Genomic DNA, 20,689 nt, shown 5'->3' with positions numbered 1-20,689 from the left:
GCGAATCCAACCGCTTGCGATACTTGAGCCAATCGAACGTTACGTGGATAGGGGTTGAAAATGCAGAATGTTATGGAACAGCAAACATATTCGGATAACGCTGTGTTACTGGATGCGCGTGAGCAGAATGTGCCGCGTGGCGTCGTCACCGCGCATCCGCTGGTCATTGAACGCGCCAAAGGCAGTGAAGTCTGGGACGTTGAAGGCAATCGCTATCTGGATTTCGTCGGTGGCATTGGTGTGCTTAACGTCGGTCATAATCATCCGGCGGTAGTGAATGCGGTGACGCGTCAGCTTGGTTTGGTGTCGCACGCCTGTTTTCAGGTGGTAGCGTATCCGGGTTACATCGAACTGGCGCAGCGCCTGAATAAACTGGTAGGCGGCGATGAAGCCTATAAAAGCGTGTTCTTCACCAGCGGCGCAGAAGCGGTAGAAAATGCGGTAAAAATTGCCCGCGCTCACACCCAACGTCCAGGCATTATCGCCTTTGACGGCGCGTTTCACGGTCGTACGCTGCTCGGTGTCACACTCACCGGCATGAGCGCGCCCTATAAACAAAATTTCGGCCCATTCCCTGGCGAAATCTATCGCTTACCCTTCCCAAACCCGCTGCATGGCGTGTCGGAAGTCGATTGCCTGAAAGCGCTGGATCAGCTGTTTGCGGCGCAGATTCTGCCCGAACGCGTAGCGGCGATCATCATTGAGCCGGTGCAGGGCGACGGCGGTTTCCTGCCAGCCGGCCCCGCTTTCATGCAGGCACTGCGTCGTATTACTGAGCAACACGGCATTCTGTTGATTTGCGATGAAGTGCAAACCGGCTTTGGTCGTACCGGCAAGATGTTTGCCTTCGAGCATTTGGGTATCAAGCCGGATCTGGTCACCGTGGCAAAAAGCCTCGGCGGCGGCTTACCCATCTCTGGCGTCGTGGGTAAAGCAGCGATCATGGATGCACCAACGCCGGGCGGTTTAGGCGGTACTTACGGCGGTAACGCGCTCGCTTGTGCAGCGGCGCTGGCGGTGCTGGATCTGCTGGAAAATGACAACCTGCTTGAGCGTTCAAATCAGCTTGGCGTACAGCTGAATGCGCGCCTGCGCCAGCTGGCAGAGAAGTATGCCTGTATCGCGGATGCGCGTGGGGTTGGCTTTATGCAGGCGGTGGAAATTCTGGATTATGAAACCGGTCGTCCTGACGCGGCATTGACGCAGAAGATTCTGGATTGCTCCTGCCAGGAAGGATTGCTGCTGATTAAATGCGGCCTGCATCGCAACGTTGTGCGTTTCCTTGCTCCGCTGGTCACAACTGATTCACAGTTGGAAGAGGCGTTACATATTTTCGATATCGCCTTGGCACGTGCGACTGGACGCTTGGGCTAACATTTGCTTCCTCATTGATATTATTGAAATAATTTGAAAACTTCCCGATGGTAAGACCACTGCGTGAGGCTGGCGCATTGACCTTAAAGCGTGGTATATCTTCGGGAGGTTAAACCTAAATGGTTAACAATGAGGTGCTATGAACGGCTTAATGAAATTAGACCGCATCGACATCAACATCCTGGTGCAACTGCAAAAAGATGGCCGTATCAGCAATGTTAATCTCGCCGATGCCGTAGGCCTCTCGCCCAGCCCTTGCCTGCAACGGGTTAAACGGCTGGAACAGGCGGGATTCATCACGGGCTACGAAGCCCACATCAATCTGACCAAAATCACCGATTCCGTGACGGTTTTTACCGAAGTTACGCTGTCGGGCCATCGCCGCGAAGATTTCATGAAATTTGAAAGCGCGATGCGTGATGTGGATGAGCTGATGGAGTGCCATTTAATTACCGGCGGCTACGACTATTTGCTGCGCTTTATTACCCGCAGCATTGAACATTACCAGGAAGTGATTGAAAAGATGCTGGATGCGCAAATCGGTATCGATAAGTACTTCAGCTATATCGTGATTAAATCTCCGATCATGAAAAGCAGCGTGCCGTTGCGGTCGCTGATCGCCAAACACAATCCAATAGAGTTTGGTGCATAAGCATTTCTCTTGCCCAGCCCTTTCCCTCTGAGCGAAAGGCTGGGTAAGGAGAAAATTGCACCGTTTCCCAATAAAACTTCACGCAGCATAAAATTTCTTTCCTGCCCAAAATTCCCTTTATCTTAATGGTTAACGCGGCCGCTTCAGCCTGGCTGTGCAGACCAACGCTTTTAAACTGATCCCAACCGATACAAGGAGTTGTCATGACCCTCTTACACATTGCTGATCAACAGTGGCAGCGCGATGACTTCACCCTTTCTACCGAACGGCAGCGGCTCGATCTCGACTGGATTCACATGCAGTTATCCGAACGCTCGTACTGGGCAAAAGGTCAGCCGCGCGAGAAAACCATGCGGGCCATTGCGGGCTCGCTGCCGTTTGGCCTTTATCACCACGCTTCACACCAGACTACGCAAATCGGCTTTGGTCGGTTAATCACCGATTACACCCGTTTCGGCTGGCTGTGCGATGTGATGATTGATGAGAACTGGCGCGGACACGGGCTGGGAAGCTGGCTCGCGACCTGCGTGCGTGAGCACAAAGAATTGCAAACGGTGCATCGCTGGATGCTTTCAACCAACGATGCCCATCAGGTTTATCAGCGACTCGGTTGGCGAGTGGTGCAAGAGCCACACAAGCTAATGGAATTTCCTCTCTCCTGACTCTGGAGTTAACTCAACATGCGTTACCGCGTTGGCGTGGATATTGGCGGATCGTTTACCGATTTTGCCGTGTTGGATCAGCACACTAACCAGATTCATACCCTGAAAGTGCTGTCGCGCCCGGATCAGCCGGGCAGTGAAATTCTCACCGGTCTGGCGCAGTTTCAGCAGCGCGACAACATTCAACCCAGCGAAATCAGCTACTTTACCCATGGCACCACCGTCGGCATTAACGCTGTTATTCAGCGTAAAGGTGTGCGGCTTGCGCTGTTCGCTACTGATGGATTTTGCGATGTGCTGGAGCTGGCGCGCCTGAAAATCCCCCATATTCACGATCTGTTTTCACGCCGTCCGGCGCCGCTGATTTCCCGCGATCGGGTTTTCGCCATCCGCGAACGCACCGATCGTGACGGCAATGTGCTTCAGCAGGTTGATCGTCAAAGCGTGCTCGACGCGATTGAAGAAGCGCGCGCCGCAAGTTGTCAGGGCATTGTGGTCTCGCTGCTTCACAGCTACCGCAATCGCCATAATGAAGCTGCGGTAAAGGCGATCATTACTGAGGTCGCACCCGAGTTACTCACGTCCTGTTCCGCTGATATCTGGCCGATTATTCGCGAGTACGAACGCACTATTACTGCAACCATCAACGCCTACGTACAGCCGATGGTGATCAATTATCTCGAATCGTTTGAAAACGCGTTGCGCACCATGGGCGTGACGCCACCGCCGCGCATCACCAAATCCAACGGTGGCGTAATGGGTGTGGAGCAGGCGAAACGTGAATGCGTGCAAATGGTGTTATCTGGCACCGCGTCGGGCGTGATTGGGGCCAGCTATCTCGCCAGCGCCTGCGGGTTCGATAATATTCTCAGCCTGGATATCGGGGGCACCAGCGCAGATGTGGCGGTGATCATTAAGGGTGAAGTCGCGCAGGGCAACGGCGAAATCATTGGTGATTTCCCGATCTACATTCCTTCTGTAGCAGTAACCTCGGTAGGGCAAGGCGGCGGCTCGCTGGCGTGGATTGACGGGCAAGGCGTGCTGCAAATGGGACCGGACAGCGCCGGTTCGCTGCCGGGACCGGTCTGTTTTCAGCGCGGCGGCACACAGCCCACCGCCACCGATGCCTTTGCCGCCTGCGGCATGATCGGCCATGGCGATCTTGGCTATAACGCAGTAAAAGTCGATATTTCTGCGGCTCGCACCGCGTGGCAACCGCTGGCCGAAGCGCTGAATATCTCCATTGAAGAGACCGCCGAAACGGGCATTCAGCTTGCCGTTTCCAGCATGTACAGCGACACCAGCGGCTTGCTGTCGCGCTTTGGCCTCGATCCGCGTGAGTTCTGGTTCCTGGCGTTCGGTGGTGCAGGCCCAATGATGGGCTGTTTCCTGGCGCGAGAACTCAACATGAAAGGGGTGATCGTGCCGCCGACGCCTGGCGTGCTTTCCGCGCTCGGCGGTTTAGTGGCGGATATTCGCAACGATTTTATTCGCACGCTCTACAGCGATCTCAATCGTCAACTGGCCGACAAACTGGCGACCGAAGCGGAGACGCTCAGCCAACGTGCACGCCATTGGCTAACGCAGGAGCACGGCGCTGAAATGCCTTATAGCCTGCAGTTCAGCGCCGACATGCGTTATCGCGGTCAGTCGTTTGAAATCGACGTGCCGCTTGAGCAGGCATGGCTGGCACAGGCAGACGTCAACGCGCTTCATGCGGCTTTTGATCGGCAGCATCAGCAGATGTTTGGTCATTGTGATGCCGATGCGCCGGTTCAACTGATCAACCTGCGTTTGGTGATCAGCTCGCCAACGCCTAAACCGGCGTTAAATCGTTTACCCCTCGCCAGTGAACCGGTCAACGCGATGAAGCAGGTTCAGGCGTGGATTGATGGTGCGTTTCATCAGGTTGATGTGGTGTTACGCAATACGCTGCTTGCGGGTCATCAATTTAACGGCCCGGTGATTGTCGCTCAGGATGATTGCACCACCTGCGTGCCGCCGGGGATGACGGTGAAGGTGGATGAATTTGGCAACCTGCTGATCACGGCGCTGGAGGCATAACATGGCTATTGATGGACGTAACTTACAGATTCTCGCGAACTACTGCGCTGCCGCCGCCGATGCGATGGCATTTACTCTGATGCGCACCGCGCACTCTACCTTCGTGAAAGAGACCGAAGATTTCTCCTGCCAAATTGTTAGCCGCGAGGGATTAGCTTTCGCTTCACCGCGCAGCTTTGGCGCGCCCTGGTACAGCGGTATTGATTACGCGCCGGTACTGGCGCTGATTGACGATTATGCCGAAGGGGACATCTGCATCACCAATGATTCCTACGCAGGCAATGTGGCGACGCATTCGCCCGATATACACATCTGGAAGCCAGTGTTTCACCACGGTGAAATCGTCTGCTTTGTGGTTGGTCACATTCATAACACCGACGTGGGCGGTGCGGTGCCCGCTTCACTGTCGCGCTCGTTGACCGACATCGTGCAGGAAGGCATTCGTATTCCGCCGCTGAAAATCATGCGCAACGGCGTTTTAAACGAAGACGTGGCGCGCATCATGCGCCTTAACGTGCGGGTACCCGATCAAAACTGGGGTGATTTTAAAGCGCAACTCGCCTCGGTGAACGTCGGCGAGCGCAAAATCCACGACATTATTGCCCGTTTTGGTATCGATGATTTTTTACAGGGCATTGAAGGCATTCTCGATTACGCCGAACGCCAGGCGCGCACCATTATTGCCACCATCCCGGATGGTGAATATTTCTATGCTGATTACGCCGATGAAGATGGCGAGGGCGGTTATCCGTGTCGCGTGGCGATCACCTTGCGCGTGCACGGCGAGACGCTGGAGCTGGATTACACCGGCAGCGATCCGCAACTCACTTCGTCGCTGAATATGCCCACCGGCGGGCGCGAGCGTCATCCGCTGGCGCTGGTCGGCGTGACGTATGTGCTTTCAACGCTGGATCGCAACCTGCTATTGAACGCCGGAACGCTGCGTCCAACACGCGCAATTTTACCGCCTGGCACGATAATGAATTGCGAAGCGCCAGCGGCAGTTGGTATGCGCTCACTAACCTGTGCGCTGTCGCAAATCGCCACTGTCGGCGTATTTTCTCTGGCAATGCCGGATCGCTTACCCGCCAATTCGCCCGGCGGTAACTCCATTATGAACATTCGCACCAGTGATGCGCAAAACCGCAGCGTGGTGGCCTCGTTGGGACCCGTTGGCGGCGGTGCTGGCGGCACGCCGCGCCACGATGGTCCAGAAGGTTCCGGCGGCTTATCCGCCTTCCTGAAAAATACGCCGATCGAAATCAACGAAGCCGAAGTACCCATCCGTTTTATCCGTTATGGATTGGCGCAGAACAGCGCGGGCGCGGGAAAATACCGTGGCGGGCTGGCAACCGAAATGGCGTTTGAACTCTTCTCGCCAGACACAACCATCACCGCCCGTAATCGCAATCGCTCAGTATTTGCGTCAGCAGGTGCGGTGGGCGGCCAGGCGGGTGCACTATCCCATTTTCGCACGCTGCGTGACGGCAAGGTGATTGAGCATGGCAACACCGATGTGATCAAATGCCAGCCAGGCGATGTGGTTGAGGTGCGTGGTCCCGGCGCGGGCGGTTACGGCTTGGCTGCACAGCGCGATCCGCAGGCGGTGTTAACGGATGTACGCTGCGGGTTTCTCAGCCTGGACGCGGCACGCAGCCAATATGGTGTGGTGATAAGGAATGATGAAATCGATGTGGCCGCGACGGCAGATTTACGGGCGAACCTGCCGCAAAGCGTTACGCAGCATTTCGATCACGGTGCGGCCCGCAGCGCCTTTGAAACGCTCTGGACGCCTGCGCGTTATCAATTGCTGACCGCTTTTTTGGCGGATGCGCCCATCAGCTGGCGTCACTTCCTGAAAACGCAGGTATTCCAGGCGGTGGAGGAAGTAGGCGAAACGGCGGATATGACGCAAATATTCAGCGCGTTACGCCAACGCTATCCGGCCATGTCGAGTAAATAACTGAGGCTGCGCATTGTCGTCTACGCTTTAAGTCTGCAACAGACACTAAAGGGAGAACGCGACGATGAGCAGCAAAACCAGTGATTTTTTTGTCAAGCGCCTGAAAGAGTGGGGCGTGACGCGTATTTACGGTTATCCGGGCGACGGCATTAATGGTGTACTGGGCGCGATCCAACGTGCCAATAAAAACGGCGATGGCATCGAATTTATTCAGGTGCGTCATGAGGAGATGGCCGCATTTATGGCCGCCGGACACGCGAAATTTACCGGAGAATTGGGCGTCTGTTTGTCCACTGGCGGCCCAGGCGCAACCCATCTTCTCACCGGCCTGTACGATGCCAAAATGGACCACGCGCCGGTGTTAGCCATTGCCGGGCAAGCGGAAGTGACTGCTCGTGGGGCCAGTTATCAGCAAGAAATGAACCTCGATCGCGTTTTCTCTGACGTCGCTAATTTCGTGCAAGAAGCGGCGTCGCCCGCACAGGTGCGCCATTTGATTGACCGCGGCGTGCGCATCGCTATTGCGCAAAACGGCGTTGCGGTGCTGATCATTCCCAAAGATATTCAGGATGAAGAGTGGCAAGCACCGCAGCATCTGCACGGCTTCACCCATTCCGGGCCCGGTTATCAGCGGCCTAAAGTCGTGCCTTATGAAGCCGATTTACAGCGCGCCGCTGAGGTATTAAACGCGGGAAAAAAAGTGGCGATTTTAATCGGCGCGGGTGCAAGAAACGCGGCGGTGGAAGTGGTGCAGGCGGCGAATGTGCTGGGTGCAGGTGTTGCGAAGGCGCTGCTCGGCAAAGATGTGCTGCCGGATGACGCGCCGTTTGTCACCGGCTCGATTGGCCTGTTGGGAACGGAGCCTTCGTGGAAGCTAATGCAGGATTGCGACACGCTGCTGATGATAGGCAGCGGCTTCCCGTGGACGGAATTTTTGCCCAAAGAGGGTCAGGCGCGTTCGGTTCAAATCGATATCGATCCCGCTATGTTAGGTCTGCGTTATCCGAATGAAGTTAACCTTCACGGTGATGCCGCCGAAACGCTGCGTGCGCTGTTGCCGCTGCTGGAACATAAAGACGATCGCAGCTGGCAGGAAGAGATTGCGGTGCAGGTGCAAACCTGGTGGAAGCAGATGGAAGAGCGAGCGCATGCCCCGGCGAATCCGGTTAATCCGCAGCGCGTGGTATGGGAGATGTCGCCGCAGCTGCCGGAAAACGCCATTGTAACCTCCGATTCCGGTTCCTGCGCTAACTGGTTTGCTCGTGACTATCGTGTCAAACAAGGTCAGCGCGCCAGCTTGTCGGGTGGCCTCGCCTGCATGGGTGCTGCGGTGCCGTATGCGATTGCCGCTAAGTTTGCTCACCCGGAAAAACCGGTGGTGGCGCTGGTGGGTGATGGCGCCATGCAGATGAACAACATGGCTGAGCTGATCACCATCCAGAAATACTGGCAACAATGGGCCGATCCCCGTTTGATTGTTTGCGTATTCAACAACCAGGATCTGAATCAGGTGACCTGGGAGCAACGCGTGATGGAAGGCAATCCGCGCTTTGACGCCACGCAGCAGTTACCGGATGTGAAATATGCTGAGTTCGCGGAAACACTCGGCCTGCGTGGGATCTTTGTCGATAATCCCGATGCGTTGGCCAGCGCCTGGCAGCAAGCGCTGAGTTCAGATCGTCCGGTGGTTTTAGAAGTGAAAACCGACCCTGAAGTCGCGCCGCTGCCGCCGCATATTACCTTCAAACAGGCCAAAGCCTTTATGGCGTCAATGGCGAAGGGCGATCGCGGTGCCGCACAGATCATCAGCGATACGGCCAGCCAACTGTTTCATAAAAAGTCATAACAGCATGGAAGGTTAAATAGGCGCTAAAGCGTGCCGCTACTTTTAATTGTCTCTTCCCCCGGATGCGTCCGCATCCGGGTTCAAAATAAATCGTTAGAAAAAACAGGGGAGTTCCCATCATGGCTGCAAACAAAAGCCCGGTATGGTTTATTTCAGGATGCTCGACCGGTTTTGGTCGCGAGCTGGCACAACAAACCATTGCGCGTGGATTCAACGTGGTGGTGACGGCTCGCGATCCCGCTAAAGTTGCGGATCTGGTCGAGGGGCACGACAATGCATTAGCGCTGGCGCTGGACGTCACGCAACAAGCCAGCATCGACAAAGCCGTCAGCGCGGCGCTGGAAAAATTTGGCACCGTAGATGTGCTGGTCAACAACGCCGGTTATGGTTATCAAAGTTCGGTTGAAGAGGGCGAAGAGCAAGCGATTCGCGACCAGTTCGATGCCAACGTGTTTGGCCTGTTTGCCCTGACGCGTGCGGTGTTACCCGCTATGCGTAAAGCGCGCAGCGGCCATGTAATCAACATCACTTCGGTGGCTGGATTCATCGGTTTTGCCAGCTCAGGCTATTACTCAGCCAGCAAACACGCGGTGGAAGGCTGGTCCGATTCACTGGCTCAGGAAGCGGGCCCGTTGGGTATCAACGTCACCTGCATTGAGCCTGGCCCATTCCGTACCGATTGGGCGGGACGCTCGCTGCATCAAACGCCGAGTAAATTGCCCGACTATGCTGAAACGGCGGCGGCGCGCATGAAGTCCACGTCAGAATACAGCGGCACCCAAAAAGGCGACCCGGCCCGCGCGGCGAAAGCGATGATCGCAATTACCGAACACGATAATCCGCCGCGCCACTTGGTATTGGGCGCGTGGGGATATGAAGCGGTAACGGAAAAACTGAAAGAGCGGCTGGCTCAGATCGAGGCCTGGAAACAGACTTCGGTGGAGACAGATTTTCCTGAGTAGTTTTCAAAGAATGAAAGGCTATCCAGACGCTTTGCTAAAATCCCTGGCTAAGCAGAATGTGACTCTGGCTGCTCATCAAAATGCGCACCTGTGAATAAACCTCGCTAATTCAGCGAGGTTTTTTTATTGCCATCAACGCTCCCCCAAATAGCGCATCGCTGCGCCATTAGCGTGCCCATCAGTCAATCCAACCTCGAATCGCGCAATCGAAAGTTATTATAAGAATTCGATCTTGTATCCAAGAGCGTATCCCGCCTGAGATCCACGTGTGCTACCCAGCCCTGCTCGCTTTATGGCACGCTTAATGCAACTCACCTTGCGTAATCATTTTGGCGAGGTGAACCATGTTCGACCCTTTATTAGATGAAGATGCGACCACACTGGCGAAGCTGATCCGCGATGGCGAAGTCTCTGCACGAGAAATCACTCAGGCGACGCTGGAACGCATGGAACAGCGTGAGCCGCACATTCACGCGTTTTGCACGCCGACACCCGATATTGCGCTGGCGCAGGCGAAATCTGTGGATGCTAAACGCGCCCGTGGCGACACATTGGGCGCTTTGGCAGGCGTGCCTTTTGCCGTCAAAGATCTGATCTGCACCGCAGGCGTTAAAACCACGTCAGGCTCGGTGGCTTATAAAGATTTTATTCCTGAAGATGACGACATTACCGTTGAGCGTTTGCTGGCTGCCGATGCCGTGATGCTGGGCAAAACCACAGCCCCTGAATTTGGTTACAGCGGGGTGGGTCATAATCCGCTGTTTCCGTCACCGCGTAATCCGTGGGATCTCAACATGACGCCCGGCGGTTCCAGCGCCGGTTCCGGTGCAGCACTGGCTGCGCGAATGTGCCCGCTGGCATTGGGCAGCGACGGCGGCGGTTCGGTACGCATCCCTGCTGCGCATTGTGGTGTCTATGGATTTAAAGCCTCAATGGGCCGCGTCCCGCTGTGGCCGGGCTGCCGTGATGAACGCTATCCCGGCGTCTCTAGTTGGGAGTCGCTGGAGCACATTGGCCCGATGACACGCACGGTGCGCGATGCGGCTTTAATGATGTCGCTAATGGCCGGGCCAGACATGCGCGATCGCCACTCCATTCCCTGTAGCGATGTTGACTGGTTAGCGGCACCGGAAATGCCGCTGAGGAAATTGCGTATCGCCTTTAGCGCTGACTTTGGCTATGTCGCGGTCGATCCTGAGGTGCGGAAAGTCGTCAGCGCCGCCGCAGAGCGCTTTGCCCGCGAGCTAGGCTGTGAGTTGGAACTCGCCGATCCCGGCTTCAGCGATCCAGGTGCCGCGTTTGGTGCGCTGGTGGCGCTGGAGAGTGACTTAACTGGCATGCGCAAGATGATGAGTGAACTGGGTGAAAACATGTCGCCGCATCTGGTCGCGATGCTGCAACGCGAATGGCGTGCCGAAACCTTTACCGATGCCATCGCTACCCGTAAATCGGTGAGCAACAGCTTATGGCGTTTTATGCAGCGCTACGATCTGCTGATTACCCCAACCTTAGCCACGCCACCGTTCCCGCTCAACATGCAAGGCCCGGAAATCATTGATGGCCGCATGGTGCGCAGCGATCACTGGTTGTCTTTCTGCTTTCCGTTCAATTTTACCGGCCAGCCAGCTGCATCAGTGCCCGCCGGATTGACTGCCAGCGGCCTGCCGATCGGCCTGCAAATTGTGGGACGCCATCTTGATGACGCCTTAGTGCTGGCGGCCAGCGCCGCGTTTGAACGTATCCAACCGTGGAATCATCATCAACCCGCTTTCACAGGAATCGCCTAATGAAAAATCAATCATCCCCTGCGTTAGAGCAGGAATTTGAACATGAGCCGGTGCCCGTGACGCACCGTCATTCTACGGGGTCCGTCTCTGCGGTGTGGTTTGGCTTCCCGATGATCCTCACCAACGCATTGTTTGGTGGCATGATCACCTGGCATCTCGGTTTTTGGCCGGCGCTGATTGCCATTCTGCTGGGGAATTTGGTGCTGTTTGCCTATGTCGGCGCGCTGAGTTGGCTGGCGGGCAATACCGGAATGAACTTCGCGTTGCAGGCTAAGCGCACCTTTGGCAGCAAAGGCTACATTTTGGTTTCTGGCTTTCTCTCCACGGTGGTGATCGGCTGGTACGCCTTCCAGACTGGCCTGACTGGCACGGTAATTAATCAAACCTTTGGCTGGAACGCGCTGGCGGTTACGGCATTCGCAATGGTGCTTTATACCGGCGTCACCTTCCTTGGTGTGCGGGCGCTCTCGGTATTAGGCATGATTGCCGCGCCGCTGTTTGTGGTGCTAGGCGTAGTGGCGCTCTATTTTATTGGCAAAGATCACGACTTTAGCACCATCACCGCTTTTCAGGGCAGCGCCAGCGTGGCGGGCGCAATGAGCATGGGCACCGCAGTCACCATGGTGGTGGCGGGCTTTGCTGATTCCGGCACCATGACCGCCGATTTTACTCGCTGGTCCAAAAATGGACGCTCTGCGGTAGTTGCAGCATTTTCAGCGTTTCCGGTGGCAAATGTCATCTCTTACCTGTTTGGCGTGGTGATTGTCGCGGTAGGCGCAGCGGTCGATCCGCTGAATAACGGTGGCAACTTTCTGCCGATGTTAATGGGCCACAGCGCAATCCTTTCCACCATCGCCTGCTTGTTCGTGTTTATCAATCTTGGTTCGGTCTGCACCCATTGTCTTTATAACGGTGCGGTGGGTTTCAGCCATCTGTTCAGCAGCAAAATGCGCTTATGGACGCTGATTCTGGGCGCAATCGGCGGCGTGTTGGCGCTGGCGGGCGTCTGGTCTTACTTCCTTGAATGGCTGAGCTTGCTGGGCATTGTGGTGCCGCCGTTTGGTGCGGTAATGATTGTTGATTTGATTTTTATGTCCAAATTCAGCGAACAGCGTAAAGCGCAGCGTTTCAGGGGTAGCGCCTTCGCCGCTTGGGCAATCGGCAGCTTGTGTGCGGTGATTGCACACGTTGAGTTTCCTCAGTTTGGCGAAGCGGTGATTGGCCTGGTAACGGCCGCGCTGAGTTACAGCCTGATTATTAAGCTGCGGGGCAAAGCGCCGCAACCGATGATGGAGAAAGAGAATGCCTGAGTTCAGTGTTAATTCCACGCCTTACGCCTGGCCGTTTGATGGCGGCTTTAGCCCAGCCAATACCGCGCTGGTGATTATTGATATGCAGACCGATTTCTGTGGAGTAGGCGGTTATGTCGATAGCATGGGTTATGACATTGCGTTAACGCGCGCGCCAATCGAACCGATTAAAGCGGTGCTGGCGCGGATGCGTGCGCTTAACTTTCCTATCATTCATACGCGAGAAGGGCATCGACCCGATCTCAGCGATTTGCCAGCGAATAAGCACTGGCGTTCAAAGCGCATGAATGCCGAGATTGGTGGTACAGGGCCGTGCGGGCGGATATTAACGCGCGGTGAACCGGGTTGGGAGATCATTCCTGAACTGGCGCCGCTACCGGGCGAGGTAATTATTGATAAGCCCGGCAAAGGATCGTTTTACGCCACCGATCTGGAACTGGTGCTGCGCAGTCGTGGAATCCGTAATTTGATTCTTACTGGCATCACAACCGATGTCTGCGTCCACACCACGCTGCGTGAAGCCAACGATCGCGGTTTTGAGTGTCTGGTGTTAGCCGATTGTTGTGCAGCGACTGAAGTGAAGCACCACGAAGCGGCATTAAGCATGATTCATATGCAAGGCGGGATTTTTGGTGCGGTGGCCAGTTCAGCCGCGTTGCTGGATGGGTTGCATTCCGCATAATGCGCTCCCATCCCACCAGCGTTTGCTTATCTGCCCCTTCCTCCGCATACGGGGAAAGGTTGGGATGGATTGCATTCCGCATAATGCGCTGCCATCCCACCAGCGTCTGCTTATCTGCCCCTTCCTCCGCATACGGGGAAAGGTTGGGATGGGTTGCATTCCGCATAATGCGCTGCCATCTCACCAGCGTCTGCTTATCTGCCCCTTCCTCCGCGTGCGGGGGAAGGTTGGGATGGATTGCATTCAGCGTAATGCGCTCCCATCCCACCAGCGTCTGCTTATCTGCCCCTTCCTCCACGTGCGGGGGAAGGTTGGGATGGATTGCATTCAGCGTAATGCGCTCCCATCTCACCAGCGTCTGCTTATCTGCCCCTTCCTCCGCGTGCGGGGGAAGGTTGGGATGGGGGACAGCGCGCAGAGGATAAAGGCAGCGCGCAGAGGATAAAGGCAGCGCAGACAACCGTAGCCAGCCATCAGCTCGCTGAAATAAAAGCATAAACATCAACCCGGACGTATCATGCTCACAATTTCCTCTACCGGCACCGCCTTACTGAACAGGTAGCCCTGAAGTTGATTACATCCGGCATCGGCCAGTGCAGACATTTGCCCCTGCGTCTCAACGCCTTCAGCCGTCACCGTTAATCCCATGGCATGCCCCAGTTTCACCACCGACTCGATAATCGCCACAGAATTCTCCGCCACGCCCAGCGATTGCGTAAACGAGCGGTCAATTTTGATTTTATCGACCGGAAACGTGCTGAGGTAATTCAGGCTGGAGTAGCCGGTGCCAAAATCGTCCAGGGCAATACGGAAACCGGCTTCACGCAAAGCCACGATAATCGCCCGCGCCTCGTGCTCATCCTCAATCAACACACCCTCAGTGATTTCCAGCTCAATAAAATGAGGATCGCCACCCGCTTGCTGCACAACATCCATGACCCGCTGCACAAAACCGGTGGTACGGAACTGAACCGGTGACACGTTTACCGCCACAATTAAACCGTTAAACTGCTGCTGGGTTTTACACGCCTCGCGTAATACCCATTCGCCGAGCGGAATAATCAATCCCGTCTCTTCAGCAATCGCAATAAATTCGCCGGGCGAGATCTCGCCCCGTTCAGCATGTTTCCAGCGAAGTAATGCTTCGATGGTCACTACCTGCTGACCGCTAATGTCCATTAGCGGTTGATACCATACTTCCAGCCCTTGGTAGCTTTGCAGGGCGGCACGTAAATCTGCCGCGATGGTTTGCCGGGTTTGAACCGACTCATCCATGGCACGCTCAAACTGACGATACTTGCCGCGTCCGCTGCTTTTGGCTTCATACAACGCGATATCTGCTTTGCGCATGAGCTCTAGCCGATCTAAACCATCTTTGGGTGCCAGCGTCAGTCCAATACTGGCACCGCTCCAGACTTCGCTGCCAAACAGGGTAAACGGTTGGCTTAATTCATCAACGATGCGCTGCGCCAGCGCCTGAACTTGCCCGATGTTATCGACATCCGGCATCACCACAATGAACTCGTCGCCGCCGATGCGCCCCACGGTATCGCTGGCGCGGACTAAGGCATTCAGACGATGCGCCACCGCGATGATCAGTTCATCTCCGGCGTGATGACCATGGGTATCGTTGATGGTTTTAAAGCGATCAAGATCAATCAACAGCAGCGCAACGCGCTGCTCCTGCCGCGCTGCAAGCGCCAATGCCTGGGTCAGACGATCTTCCACCAGTGCACGATTCGGTAGGCCAGTTAATACGTCATGAAACGCCAAATGCTGTGCCTGCGCCTCGCTGGCTCCCAGCTTCAGCATCGACTGCGACAGGTTAAGCGATGAGGTCCACAATCTGCGCACCATGTAAATACAGAGCAGAGTAATAACCAACACTGCAATGCCGGTGGTGGGGCCAACCGTCCGCAGCATTTGCGCGCCGGGGCGGGCAGGGATCCAATTGATATAACCGACCGCTTCACCGGCTTGTGAAACGATTAAATAGCGCGCCAGTGTGCCGGGTTTCGGCGTACCGTCAGAGAAATGCAGGCCCGCTAACTGATTACGTTCCGCCAGTCCTGCCAGGTAACCATCATCTAAAAATTTCAGGCTGATCAGGCGAAAGTTCGCGCCAGGCTGATTGTCACGCTTGATATCTCCGACGGCTAAAGCGGCGGCCCGCCCGCCAATCTGTGCATAATCAACCCCATCCTGATGCTGAGAATTGTGGATCAGTGGGCTTTGCAACACATCTTGCACTAAACGATCTTCGCTCTCGGTCGTCACTGCCTGTCCGTCACGCCAGATGCGAGAAACACGGTTTTGCGCATCCAGCACCATCACCACCTGATGATCAAACATTTCATAGAGCCAGCTGCCGACGTTTTCATCCAGCCAGCGCGGGTCGGTCTGCGCCTGCGCCAGGTGTTGTTCAAACGGCGACCAGCGCGACAGGCTGCGCAACTGCCGCAAATGCTCATTCAGGCTCTGCGAAAAAGAGGCTTCTATCATGCGCTGTTGCTGCTGTTTCGCTTCACTATTAGTTAAGGAAGTGCCAAGAAACAGCGCCATGCCTGCGCCAATGAAGGTGAGAAGCAGAATGGCAATCAGCGGCAGTAACACCTGTCGAACGAAAGTGCGGCGAAAATCACCAGAAAGTTTGATGCTGTTAATCATTTTAAGAGTTCGCATAACAGAGAGGGTTCAGGTTAAAAGCTAGCAGAATCCCGCTAACCTGCACGTTAACGCACTCAGCAGCTTGTTGTTGAATTGCCACCAAAATTTGCGTAACGCCTCGCAAACTTAACAGTTAAGTGATTTTTATCAGAAGCGGGGCCGTTGACCTGTGATCGTGCTGTCTTAAAGCAAATTCATCGTGGCGTCATTCATCAGTCACCGTTCTGTCATCTAAAAACTTCATGGTAATGCCATCACGCAGCACCCTTTTCAGCTGCCTTTATTTCTCATTAACGCGTGAGGATTTGATCGTGATGGAGTTATCCAGACATCCGACCACTGTGTATCAGGCTGTTGCCGCCCAACTGGAACAGGCGCTGCATCAACGTTACCGCTGTGGTGATTATCTGCCTTCTGAGCAGCAACTGGCCGATCACTACGCAGTGAATCGCCATACGCTGCGCCGTGCGGTGGATGAACTCGTGCACAAAGGGTTGCTGCAGCGTCGTCACGGCGTGGGCATTTTAGTGCTAATGCGACCCTATAACTATCCGCTGCATGCCCAGGCGCGCTTCAGTCAAAACCTGTTGGAGCAGGGTAGCCATCCCACCAGCGAGCGGCTGTTAGCGGTAATGCGTCCCGCCAGCAACGAGGTCGCCAGCGCATTGGCCGTTGCCGAAGGCGATAACGTCATCCATTTGCGGACGCTGCGCCGGGTTAATGGCGTGCCGGTCTGCGTGATCAATCATTTCCTGCCCGATCTCAGTTGGTGGACGCTACTTCAGCGTTTCAACAGCGGATCGCTGCACGATTATCTCTCTCAACACACCGGTAAACATCTGGTCCGCACGCAGACGCGAATCAGCACCCGCCGCGCGCAGGCCAAAGAGTGCAAACAGCTGGAGATTGCACTGCAGTCGCCTCTGCTGTGCGTGCGCACCCTGAATAAAACCACCGACGGCGCCATGGCGGAATACTCCGTCAGCGTAACGCGCGGCGACATGATTGAACTCACTCTGGAGCATTAATGAAACAGCAAACCGCCCGCCAACACTGGCTTTCGGTGCTGGCACACAGCAGCGCAGCCAACCTCAAGGCGCACTGGCAGGCACTCAATCTTCATCCTGCTTTCACCCTGATCCGTCCGGCAGAAATTGGCCTGACGCGCCTGCAAGCGCGAATGGGTGCCAGCGGCAACCGCTTCGTGATGGGCGATGCTACTGTCACGCGCGCCGTAGTGCAGTTGGAAGATGGCACCTTGGGTTACAGCTATCTGCTGGGACGAGATAAAGCCCAGGCTGAGCGCTGCGCGCTGATCGATGCGTTGATGCAGCAGCCGGAATTTCACGCGCTGTTACAGGAAAAAGTGATTACGCCGCTGGCGGCCTTACGTGATGAGCAGCGACAGCTGCGCGCACGCGAAATAGCCAGTAGCAAAGTGGACTTCTTTACGCTGGTACGCGGAGATAATGAATGACTTTACTGGCAAGTTTTAACCATCCGGTGGCTGATGCGCAGCGCGCCTTTCGCCGCATCCTCAAAGCGATGAGCGAGCCAGGCGTGATGGTGTCGCTGCCGCTGCAACAGGGTTGGGGTGCGTTATCGCCCGCTGCCACTGCGGTGTTACTGACATTGGTGGATCAGGAAAGTCCGCTGTGGATCGATGCGAAAATGGATAATGAACAGCTACGCAGCAACCTGCGTTTTCATACCGGCGTGCCGATTAGCGACAGCTATGGTGCGTCGTTTGCCTTAAGCCACGCCACTTCGCAACCCAATCCCGCCGATTTTGCAGCAGGCGATAACCTGTCGCCGGAGAAAAGCACCACGCTGATCATTGAAGTGCCTTCACTGAATGGCGGACTGACGCTGCGCTTGTCGGGGCCGGGCCTGCGTGAAACACGCGCCATTGCGCCACAGTTGCCGGAGAGCGTGTTGGAATATCTGCGTACCCGACCGCATCCGTTTCCACAGGGTGTTGATCTGATCTTCACCTGTGGCGAAGCGATGATGGCGCTGCCGCGCTCTACCGACGTGGAGGTCTGCTGATGTATGTTGCGGTGAAAGGGGGCGAAAAGGCGATTGCCAATGCCCATCAGTTACAGGCTGATTTGCGTCGCGGTAGCCGAGACGTCGCCGAGCTAGGCTGTGATCAGGTCGCCCAACAGTTGGGTTTAGCGGTGGATCGGGTGATGACCGAAGGCGGTATTTACGATCCTGAGCTGGCAGCGCTGGCGATCAAACAAGCCAGCGGCGACTTAGTCGAGGCGATTTTCCTGCTGCGCGCTTATCGCACCACCTTGCCACGTCTGGCGGAAAGCACGCCGCTGGCAACCCGGGAAATGCGCATCGAGCGGCGGATATCGGCGGTCTATAAAGATTTGCCAGGCGGCCAGGTATTAGGGCCCACCTATGACTACAGCCATCGTCTGCTCGACTTCACGTTGTTGGCAAACGGTGAAACACCCGCCGCACCGCGAGACGATCAGGCGCTGCCGCAGCGTTGTCCGCACATGTTCAGCATGATGAGTGAAGAAGGGTTAGCGGCCAGTGAAAAGGATGATGGCAGCGAACCTACCGATATTACTCGCGAGCCGATCGGTTTTCCCGCTTCGCGTGCCGCCCGTTTGCAACAACTGGTGCGCGGTGACGAAGGTTTTCTGCTGGCGTTGGGCTACTCCACGCAGCGCGGTTACGGCCGCACCCATCCCTTCGCCGGCGAAATTCGCACCGGCTATCTCAGCGTCAGCATCTGCCCGGAAGAGCTCGGTTTTGAGCTGGAGATCGGCGAATTGCTGTTGACCGAATGCGAAATGGTCAACGGATTCACCCATAACGGCGAACAGGCACCGCAGTTTACCCGAGGGTACGGTCTGGTATTTGGTCGCGCCGAACGCAAAGCGATGGCGATGGCATTGGTGGATCGCGCGTTGCAAACCCGCGAACACGGCGAGCGTATCACCAGCCCGGCGCAAGACGAAGAGTTCGTGCTGTCGCACGCCGACAACGTTGAAGCGGCGGGCTTCGTTTCCCACTTAAAACTGCCGCACTACGTCGATTTCCAGGCGGAGCTGGAACTGCTGAAGCAGCTGCGTCAGGATCATCAGGAGCGTAACCATGGCTGAGTTAAGCGGCTACAACAACGGCTATCTGGATGAGCAAACCAAGCGCACCCTTCGCCGCGCCATTCTAAAAGCGGTGGCGATCCCCGGTTATCAGGTGCCGTTTGCCGGACGTGAAATGCCAATGCCTTATGGCTGGGGCACGGGGGGTATTCAGGTCACCGCCAGCATCATTGGCGATCAGGATGTGTTGAAGGTGATTGACCAAGGCGCAGATGACACCACTAATGCGGTGTCGATACGCCGCTTTTTCCAACGCGTCAGCGGTGCGGCAGTGACAGAGCGCACGGTGGATGCAACGCTGATTCAGACGCGCCACCGCATCCCGGAAACGCCGCTGGAGGAGGATCAGATCCTGATCTTTCAGGTGCCGATCCCGGAGCCGCTGCGCTTTATCGAACCGCGTGAGACTGAAACCCGCACTCTGCACGCTTTGGAAGAGTACGGCATCATGCAGGTGAAACTCTATGAAGATATCGCGCGTTACGGCCATATCGCCACCACGTATGCCTATCCGGTGAAAGTGAATAATCGCTACGTTATGGATCCTTCGCCCATTCCTAAATTCGACAACCCGAAAATGAACATGATGCCGGCGCTGCAACTGTTTGGTGCCGGACGCGAAAAACGCATCTATGCGTTGCCGCCCTACACCAAAGTAGAAAGCCTGGATTTTGACGATCATCCCTTTAGCGTGCAGCAGTGGGAAGCGCCTTGCGCGCTGTGCGGCTCGCGTCACAGCTACCTTGATGAAGTGGTCATGGATGATCAGGGCACACGCATGTTTGTGTGCTCGGACACCGATTTTTGCCATCAGCAGCAGGAACAACATCATGCACAGTGAACAGCCGCTGCTTGCGGTAAATAATCTCACCCACCTTTACGCGCCGGGCAAAGGTTTTGAAGCGGTGAGTTTTGATCTCTATCCCGGCGAAGTGCTGGGCATTGTCGGGGAATCGGGTTCGGGCAAAACCACGTTGTTGCGCAGCCTATCAGCACGCTTAACGCCGCAGCAGGGCACGATTTTATACGGTGAACATGACCTGTATCAAATGAGCGAAAGCGACCGCCGCCGCTTGCTGCGTACCGAATGGGGCGTGGTGCATCAGCATCCGCTGGACGGGTTACGTGCGCAAGTCACCGCAGGCGGCAATATCGGTGAACGATTAATGGCGGTGGGGCATCGTCATTATGGTGAGATCCGCGCTGAAGCCAGCCACTGGTTGCAGGAAGTCGAGATTGCAGCGAACCGCATTGATGATTTACCCACTACCTTCTCCGGCGGTATGCAGCAGCGTTTGCAGATTGCCCGCAACCTGGTGACGCAGCCGAAACTGGTGTTTATGGATGAGCCTACCGGTGGGCTGGATGTGTCGGTGCAGGCGCGCTTGCTGGATATGCTGCGCACGCTGGTGCGTGAACTCAATCTTGCGGTGATCATTGTCACCCACGATCTCGGCGTGGCGCGGTTGCTGGCGCATCGCCTGCTGGTGATGAAACAAGGCCGGGTGGTAGAAAGCGGCTTGACCGATCGGGTGTTGGACGATCCACATCATCCTTATACCCAACTGCTGGTCTCCTCGGTGCTTAATTAAGGT

The 20,689-nt window shown here is 55.8% G+C and carries 17 protein-coding genes; 16 read left to right on the top strand and 1 reads right to left on the bottom strand.

Annotated elements, in window-relative coordinates:
* Positions 1–60: 60 nt before the first annotated feature.
* From gabT to biuH, 10 genes are all read left to right on the top strand, one after another.
* Positions 61–1,374, top strand: a complete 1,314-nt coding sequence (gabT, locus tag SC127_RS16425; RefSeq protein ID WP_332627142.1) for a 4-aminobutyrate--2-oxoglutarate transaminase — start codon at positions 61–63, stop codon at positions 1,372–1,374.
* 139 nt (positions 1,375–1,513) lie between these two features.
* Positions 1,514–2,026: an Lrp/AsnC family transcriptional regulator gene (locus SC127_RS16420; protein WP_243077642.1), complete on the top strand. Its 513-nt coding sequence runs from the start codon at positions 1,514–1,516 to the stop codon at positions 2,024–2,026.
* 203 nt (positions 2,027–2,229) lie between these two features.
* Positions 2,230–2,688: a GNAT family N-acetyltransferase gene (locus tag SC127_RS16415; RefSeq protein ID WP_215846463.1), complete on the top strand. Its 459-nt coding sequence runs from the start codon at positions 2,230–2,232 to the stop codon at positions 2,686–2,688.
* 18 nt (positions 2,689–2,706) lie between these two features.
* Positions 2,707–4,752, top strand: a complete 2,046-nt coding sequence (locus SC127_RS16410) for a hydantoinase/oxoprolinase family protein (protein ID WP_332627141.1) — start codon at positions 2,707–2,709, stop codon at positions 4,750–4,752.
* A gap of 1 nt (position 4,753) precedes the next feature.
* Positions 4,754–6,715, top strand: coding sequence for a hydantoinase B/oxoprolinase family protein (locus SC127_RS16405; protein WP_332627140.1), 1,962 nt, complete (start codon positions 4,754–4,756; stop codon positions 6,713–6,715).
* A gap of 64 nt (positions 6,716–6,779) precedes the next feature.
* Positions 6,780–8,561 (top strand): thiamine pyrophosphate-requiring protein, encoded by a 1,782-nt coding sequence (locus SC127_RS16400; RefSeq protein ID WP_332627139.1) that lies wholly within the window; start codon positions 6,780–6,782, stop codon positions 8,559–8,561.
* A 119-nt stretch (positions 8,562–8,680) separates the two neighbouring features.
* A complete protein-coding gene (locus SC127_RS16395; RefSeq protein WP_215846469.1) occupies positions 8,681–9,523 on the top strand; it encodes an oxidoreductase in 843 nt (280 codons plus the stop codon).
* 344 nt (positions 9,524–9,867) lie between these two features.
* Positions 9,868–11,310, top strand: coding sequence for an amidase (locus SC127_RS16390; protein WP_332627138.1), 1,443 nt, complete (start codon positions 9,868–9,870; stop codon positions 11,308–11,310).
* The gene (locus tag SC127_RS16385; RefSeq protein WP_332627137.1) at positions 11,310–12,620 is read left to right on the top strand and encodes a purine-cytosine permease family protein; all 1,311 of its coding nucleotides are present in this window, start codon (positions 11,310–11,312) and stop codon (positions 12,618–12,620) included. Before SC127_RS16390 ends, SC127_RS16385 begins: the two co-directional genes overlap by 1 nt.
* Positions 12,613–13,302 (top strand): biuret amidohydrolase, encoded by a 690-nt coding sequence (gene biuH / locus SC127_RS16380; protein WP_332627136.1) that lies wholly within the window; start codon positions 12,613–12,615, stop codon positions 13,300–13,302. The genes SC127_RS16385 and biuH overlap by 8 nt, the downstream gene beginning before the upstream one ends.
* A 501-nt stretch (positions 13,303–13,803) precedes the next feature.
* Here the strand turns inward: biuH and SC127_RS16375 are convergent.
* The gene (locus tag SC127_RS16375; RefSeq protein ID WP_243078483.1) at positions 13,804–15,969 is read right to left on the bottom strand and encodes a putative bifunctional diguanylate cyclase/phosphodiesterase; all 2,166 of its coding nucleotides are present in this window, start codon (positions 15,967–15,969) and stop codon (positions 13,804–13,806) included.
* A gap of 314 nt (positions 15,970–16,283) precedes the next feature.
* On the opposite strand from SC127_RS16375, the gene phnF reads away from it, so the two are divergent.
* The 6 genes from phnF to phnK are packed head-to-tail and all read left to right on the top strand — an operon-like array spanning position 16,284 to position 20,686.
* Complete coding sequence (gene phnF, locus SC127_RS16370; RefSeq protein WP_332627330.1) at positions 16,284–16,997, top strand: phosphonate metabolism transcriptional regulator PhnF; 714 nt, start codon at positions 16,284–16,286, stop codon at positions 16,995–16,997.
* On the top strand, positions 16,997–17,446 hold the full coding sequence (gene phnG / locus SC127_RS16365; RefSeq protein WP_332627135.1) for a phosphonate C-P lyase system protein PhnG: 450 nt from the start codon (positions 16,997–16,999) through the stop codon (positions 17,444–17,446). Before phnF ends, phnG begins: the two co-directional genes overlap by 1 nt.
* Entirely contained in the window at positions 17,443–18,018 is a 576-nt protein-coding gene (gene phnH, locus SC127_RS16360; protein WP_332627134.1) for a phosphonate C-P lyase system protein PhnH, read from the top strand. The genes phnG and phnH overlap by 4 nt, the downstream gene beginning before the upstream one ends.
* On the top strand, positions 18,018–19,094 hold the full coding sequence (locus SC127_RS16355) for a carbon-phosphorus lyase complex subunit PhnI (RefSeq protein ID WP_332627133.1): 1,077 nt from the start codon (positions 18,018–18,020) through the stop codon (positions 19,092–19,094). Before phnH ends, SC127_RS16355 begins: the two co-directional genes overlap by 1 nt.
* Positions 19,087–19,935, top strand: coding sequence for an alpha-D-ribose 1-methylphosphonate 5-phosphate C-P-lyase PhnJ (locus tag SC127_RS16350; RefSeq protein WP_243077651.1), 849 nt, complete (start codon positions 19,087–19,089; stop codon positions 19,933–19,935). The genes SC127_RS16355 and SC127_RS16350 overlap by 8 nt, the downstream gene beginning before the upstream one ends.
* Positions 19,925–20,686: a phosphonate C-P lyase system protein PhnK gene (phnK, locus tag SC127_RS16345; RefSeq protein ID WP_243077652.1), complete on the top strand. Its 762-nt coding sequence runs from the start codon at positions 19,925–19,927 to the stop codon at positions 20,684–20,686. The genes SC127_RS16350 and phnK overlap by 11 nt, the downstream gene beginning before the upstream one ends.
* Positions 20,687–20,689 lie beyond the last annotated feature (3 nt).

Source organism: Pantoea sp. T14 (assembly GCF_036663535.1).
Taxonomy (GTDB): domain Bacteria; phylum Pseudomonadota; class Gammaproteobacteria; order Enterobacterales; family Enterobacteriaceae; genus Pantoea; species Pantoea phytostimulans.
This window is presented reverse-complemented; position numbering and strand designations above follow the sequence as displayed.

Excerpts from the sequence above, each read along its gene's own strand:
- biuH (WP_332627136.1), top strand. The coding sequence starts at position 12,613 with ATGCCTGAGTTCAGTGTTAATTCCACGCCTTACGCCTGGCCGTTTGAT.
- phnK (WP_243077652.1), top strand. The coding sequence starts at position 19,925 with ATGCACAGTGAACAGCCGCTGCTTGCGGTAAATAATCTCACCCACCTT.
- SC127_RS16415 (WP_215846463.1), top strand. The coding sequence starts at position 2,230 with ATGACCCTCTTACACATTGCTGATCAACAGTGGCAGCGCGATGACTTC.
- SC127_RS16355 (WP_332627133.1), top strand. The coding sequence starts at position 18,018 with ATGTATGTTGCGGTGAAAGGGGGCGAAAAGGCGATTGCCAATGCCCAT.
- SC127_RS16375 (WP_243078483.1), bottom strand. The coding sequence starts at position 15,969 with ATGATTAACAGCATCAAACTTTCTGGTGATTTTCGCCGCACTTTCGTT.
- SC127_RS16350 (WP_243077651.1), top strand. The coding sequence starts at position 19,087 with ATGGCTGAGTTAAGCGGCTACAACAACGGCTATCTGGATGAGCAAACC.
- SC127_RS16385 (WP_332627137.1), top strand. The coding sequence starts at position 11,310 with ATGAAAAATCAATCATCCCCTGCGTTAGAGCAGGAATTTGAACATGAG.
- SC127_RS16405 (WP_332627140.1), top strand. The coding sequence starts at position 4,754 with ATGGCTATTGATGGACGTAACTTACAGATTCTCGCGAACTACTGCGCT.
- gabT (WP_332627142.1), top strand. The coding sequence starts at position 61 with ATGCAGAATGTTATGGAACAGCAAACATATTCGGATAACGCTGTGTTA.
- phnG (WP_332627135.1), top strand. The coding sequence starts at position 16,997 with ATGAAACAGCAAACCGCCCGCCAACACTGGCTTTCGGTGCTGGCACAC.
- SC127_RS16420 (WP_243077642.1), top strand. The coding sequence starts at position 1,514 with ATGAACGGCTTAATGAAATTAGACCGCATCGACATCAACATCCTGGTG.
- SC127_RS16410 (WP_332627141.1), top strand. The coding sequence starts at position 2,707 with ATGCGTTACCGCGTTGGCGTGGATATTGGCGGATCGTTTACCGATTTT.
- phnH (WP_332627134.1), top strand. The coding sequence starts at position 17,443 with ATGACTTTACTGGCAAGTTTTAACCATCCGGTGGCTGATGCGCAGCGC.
- SC127_RS16390 (WP_332627138.1), top strand. The coding sequence starts at position 9,868 with ATGTTCGACCCTTTATTAGATGAAGATGCGACCACACTGGCGAAGCTG.
- SC127_RS16400 (WP_332627139.1), top strand. The coding sequence starts at position 6,780 with ATGAGCAGCAAAACCAGTGATTTTTTTGTCAAGCGCCTGAAAGAGTGG.
- phnF (WP_332627330.1), top strand. The coding sequence starts at position 16,284 with ATGGAGTTATCCAGACATCCGACCACTGTGTATCAGGCTGTTGCCGCC.
- SC127_RS16395 (WP_215846469.1), top strand. The coding sequence starts at position 8,681 with ATGGCTGCAAACAAAAGCCCGGTATGGTTTATTTCAGGATGCTCGACC.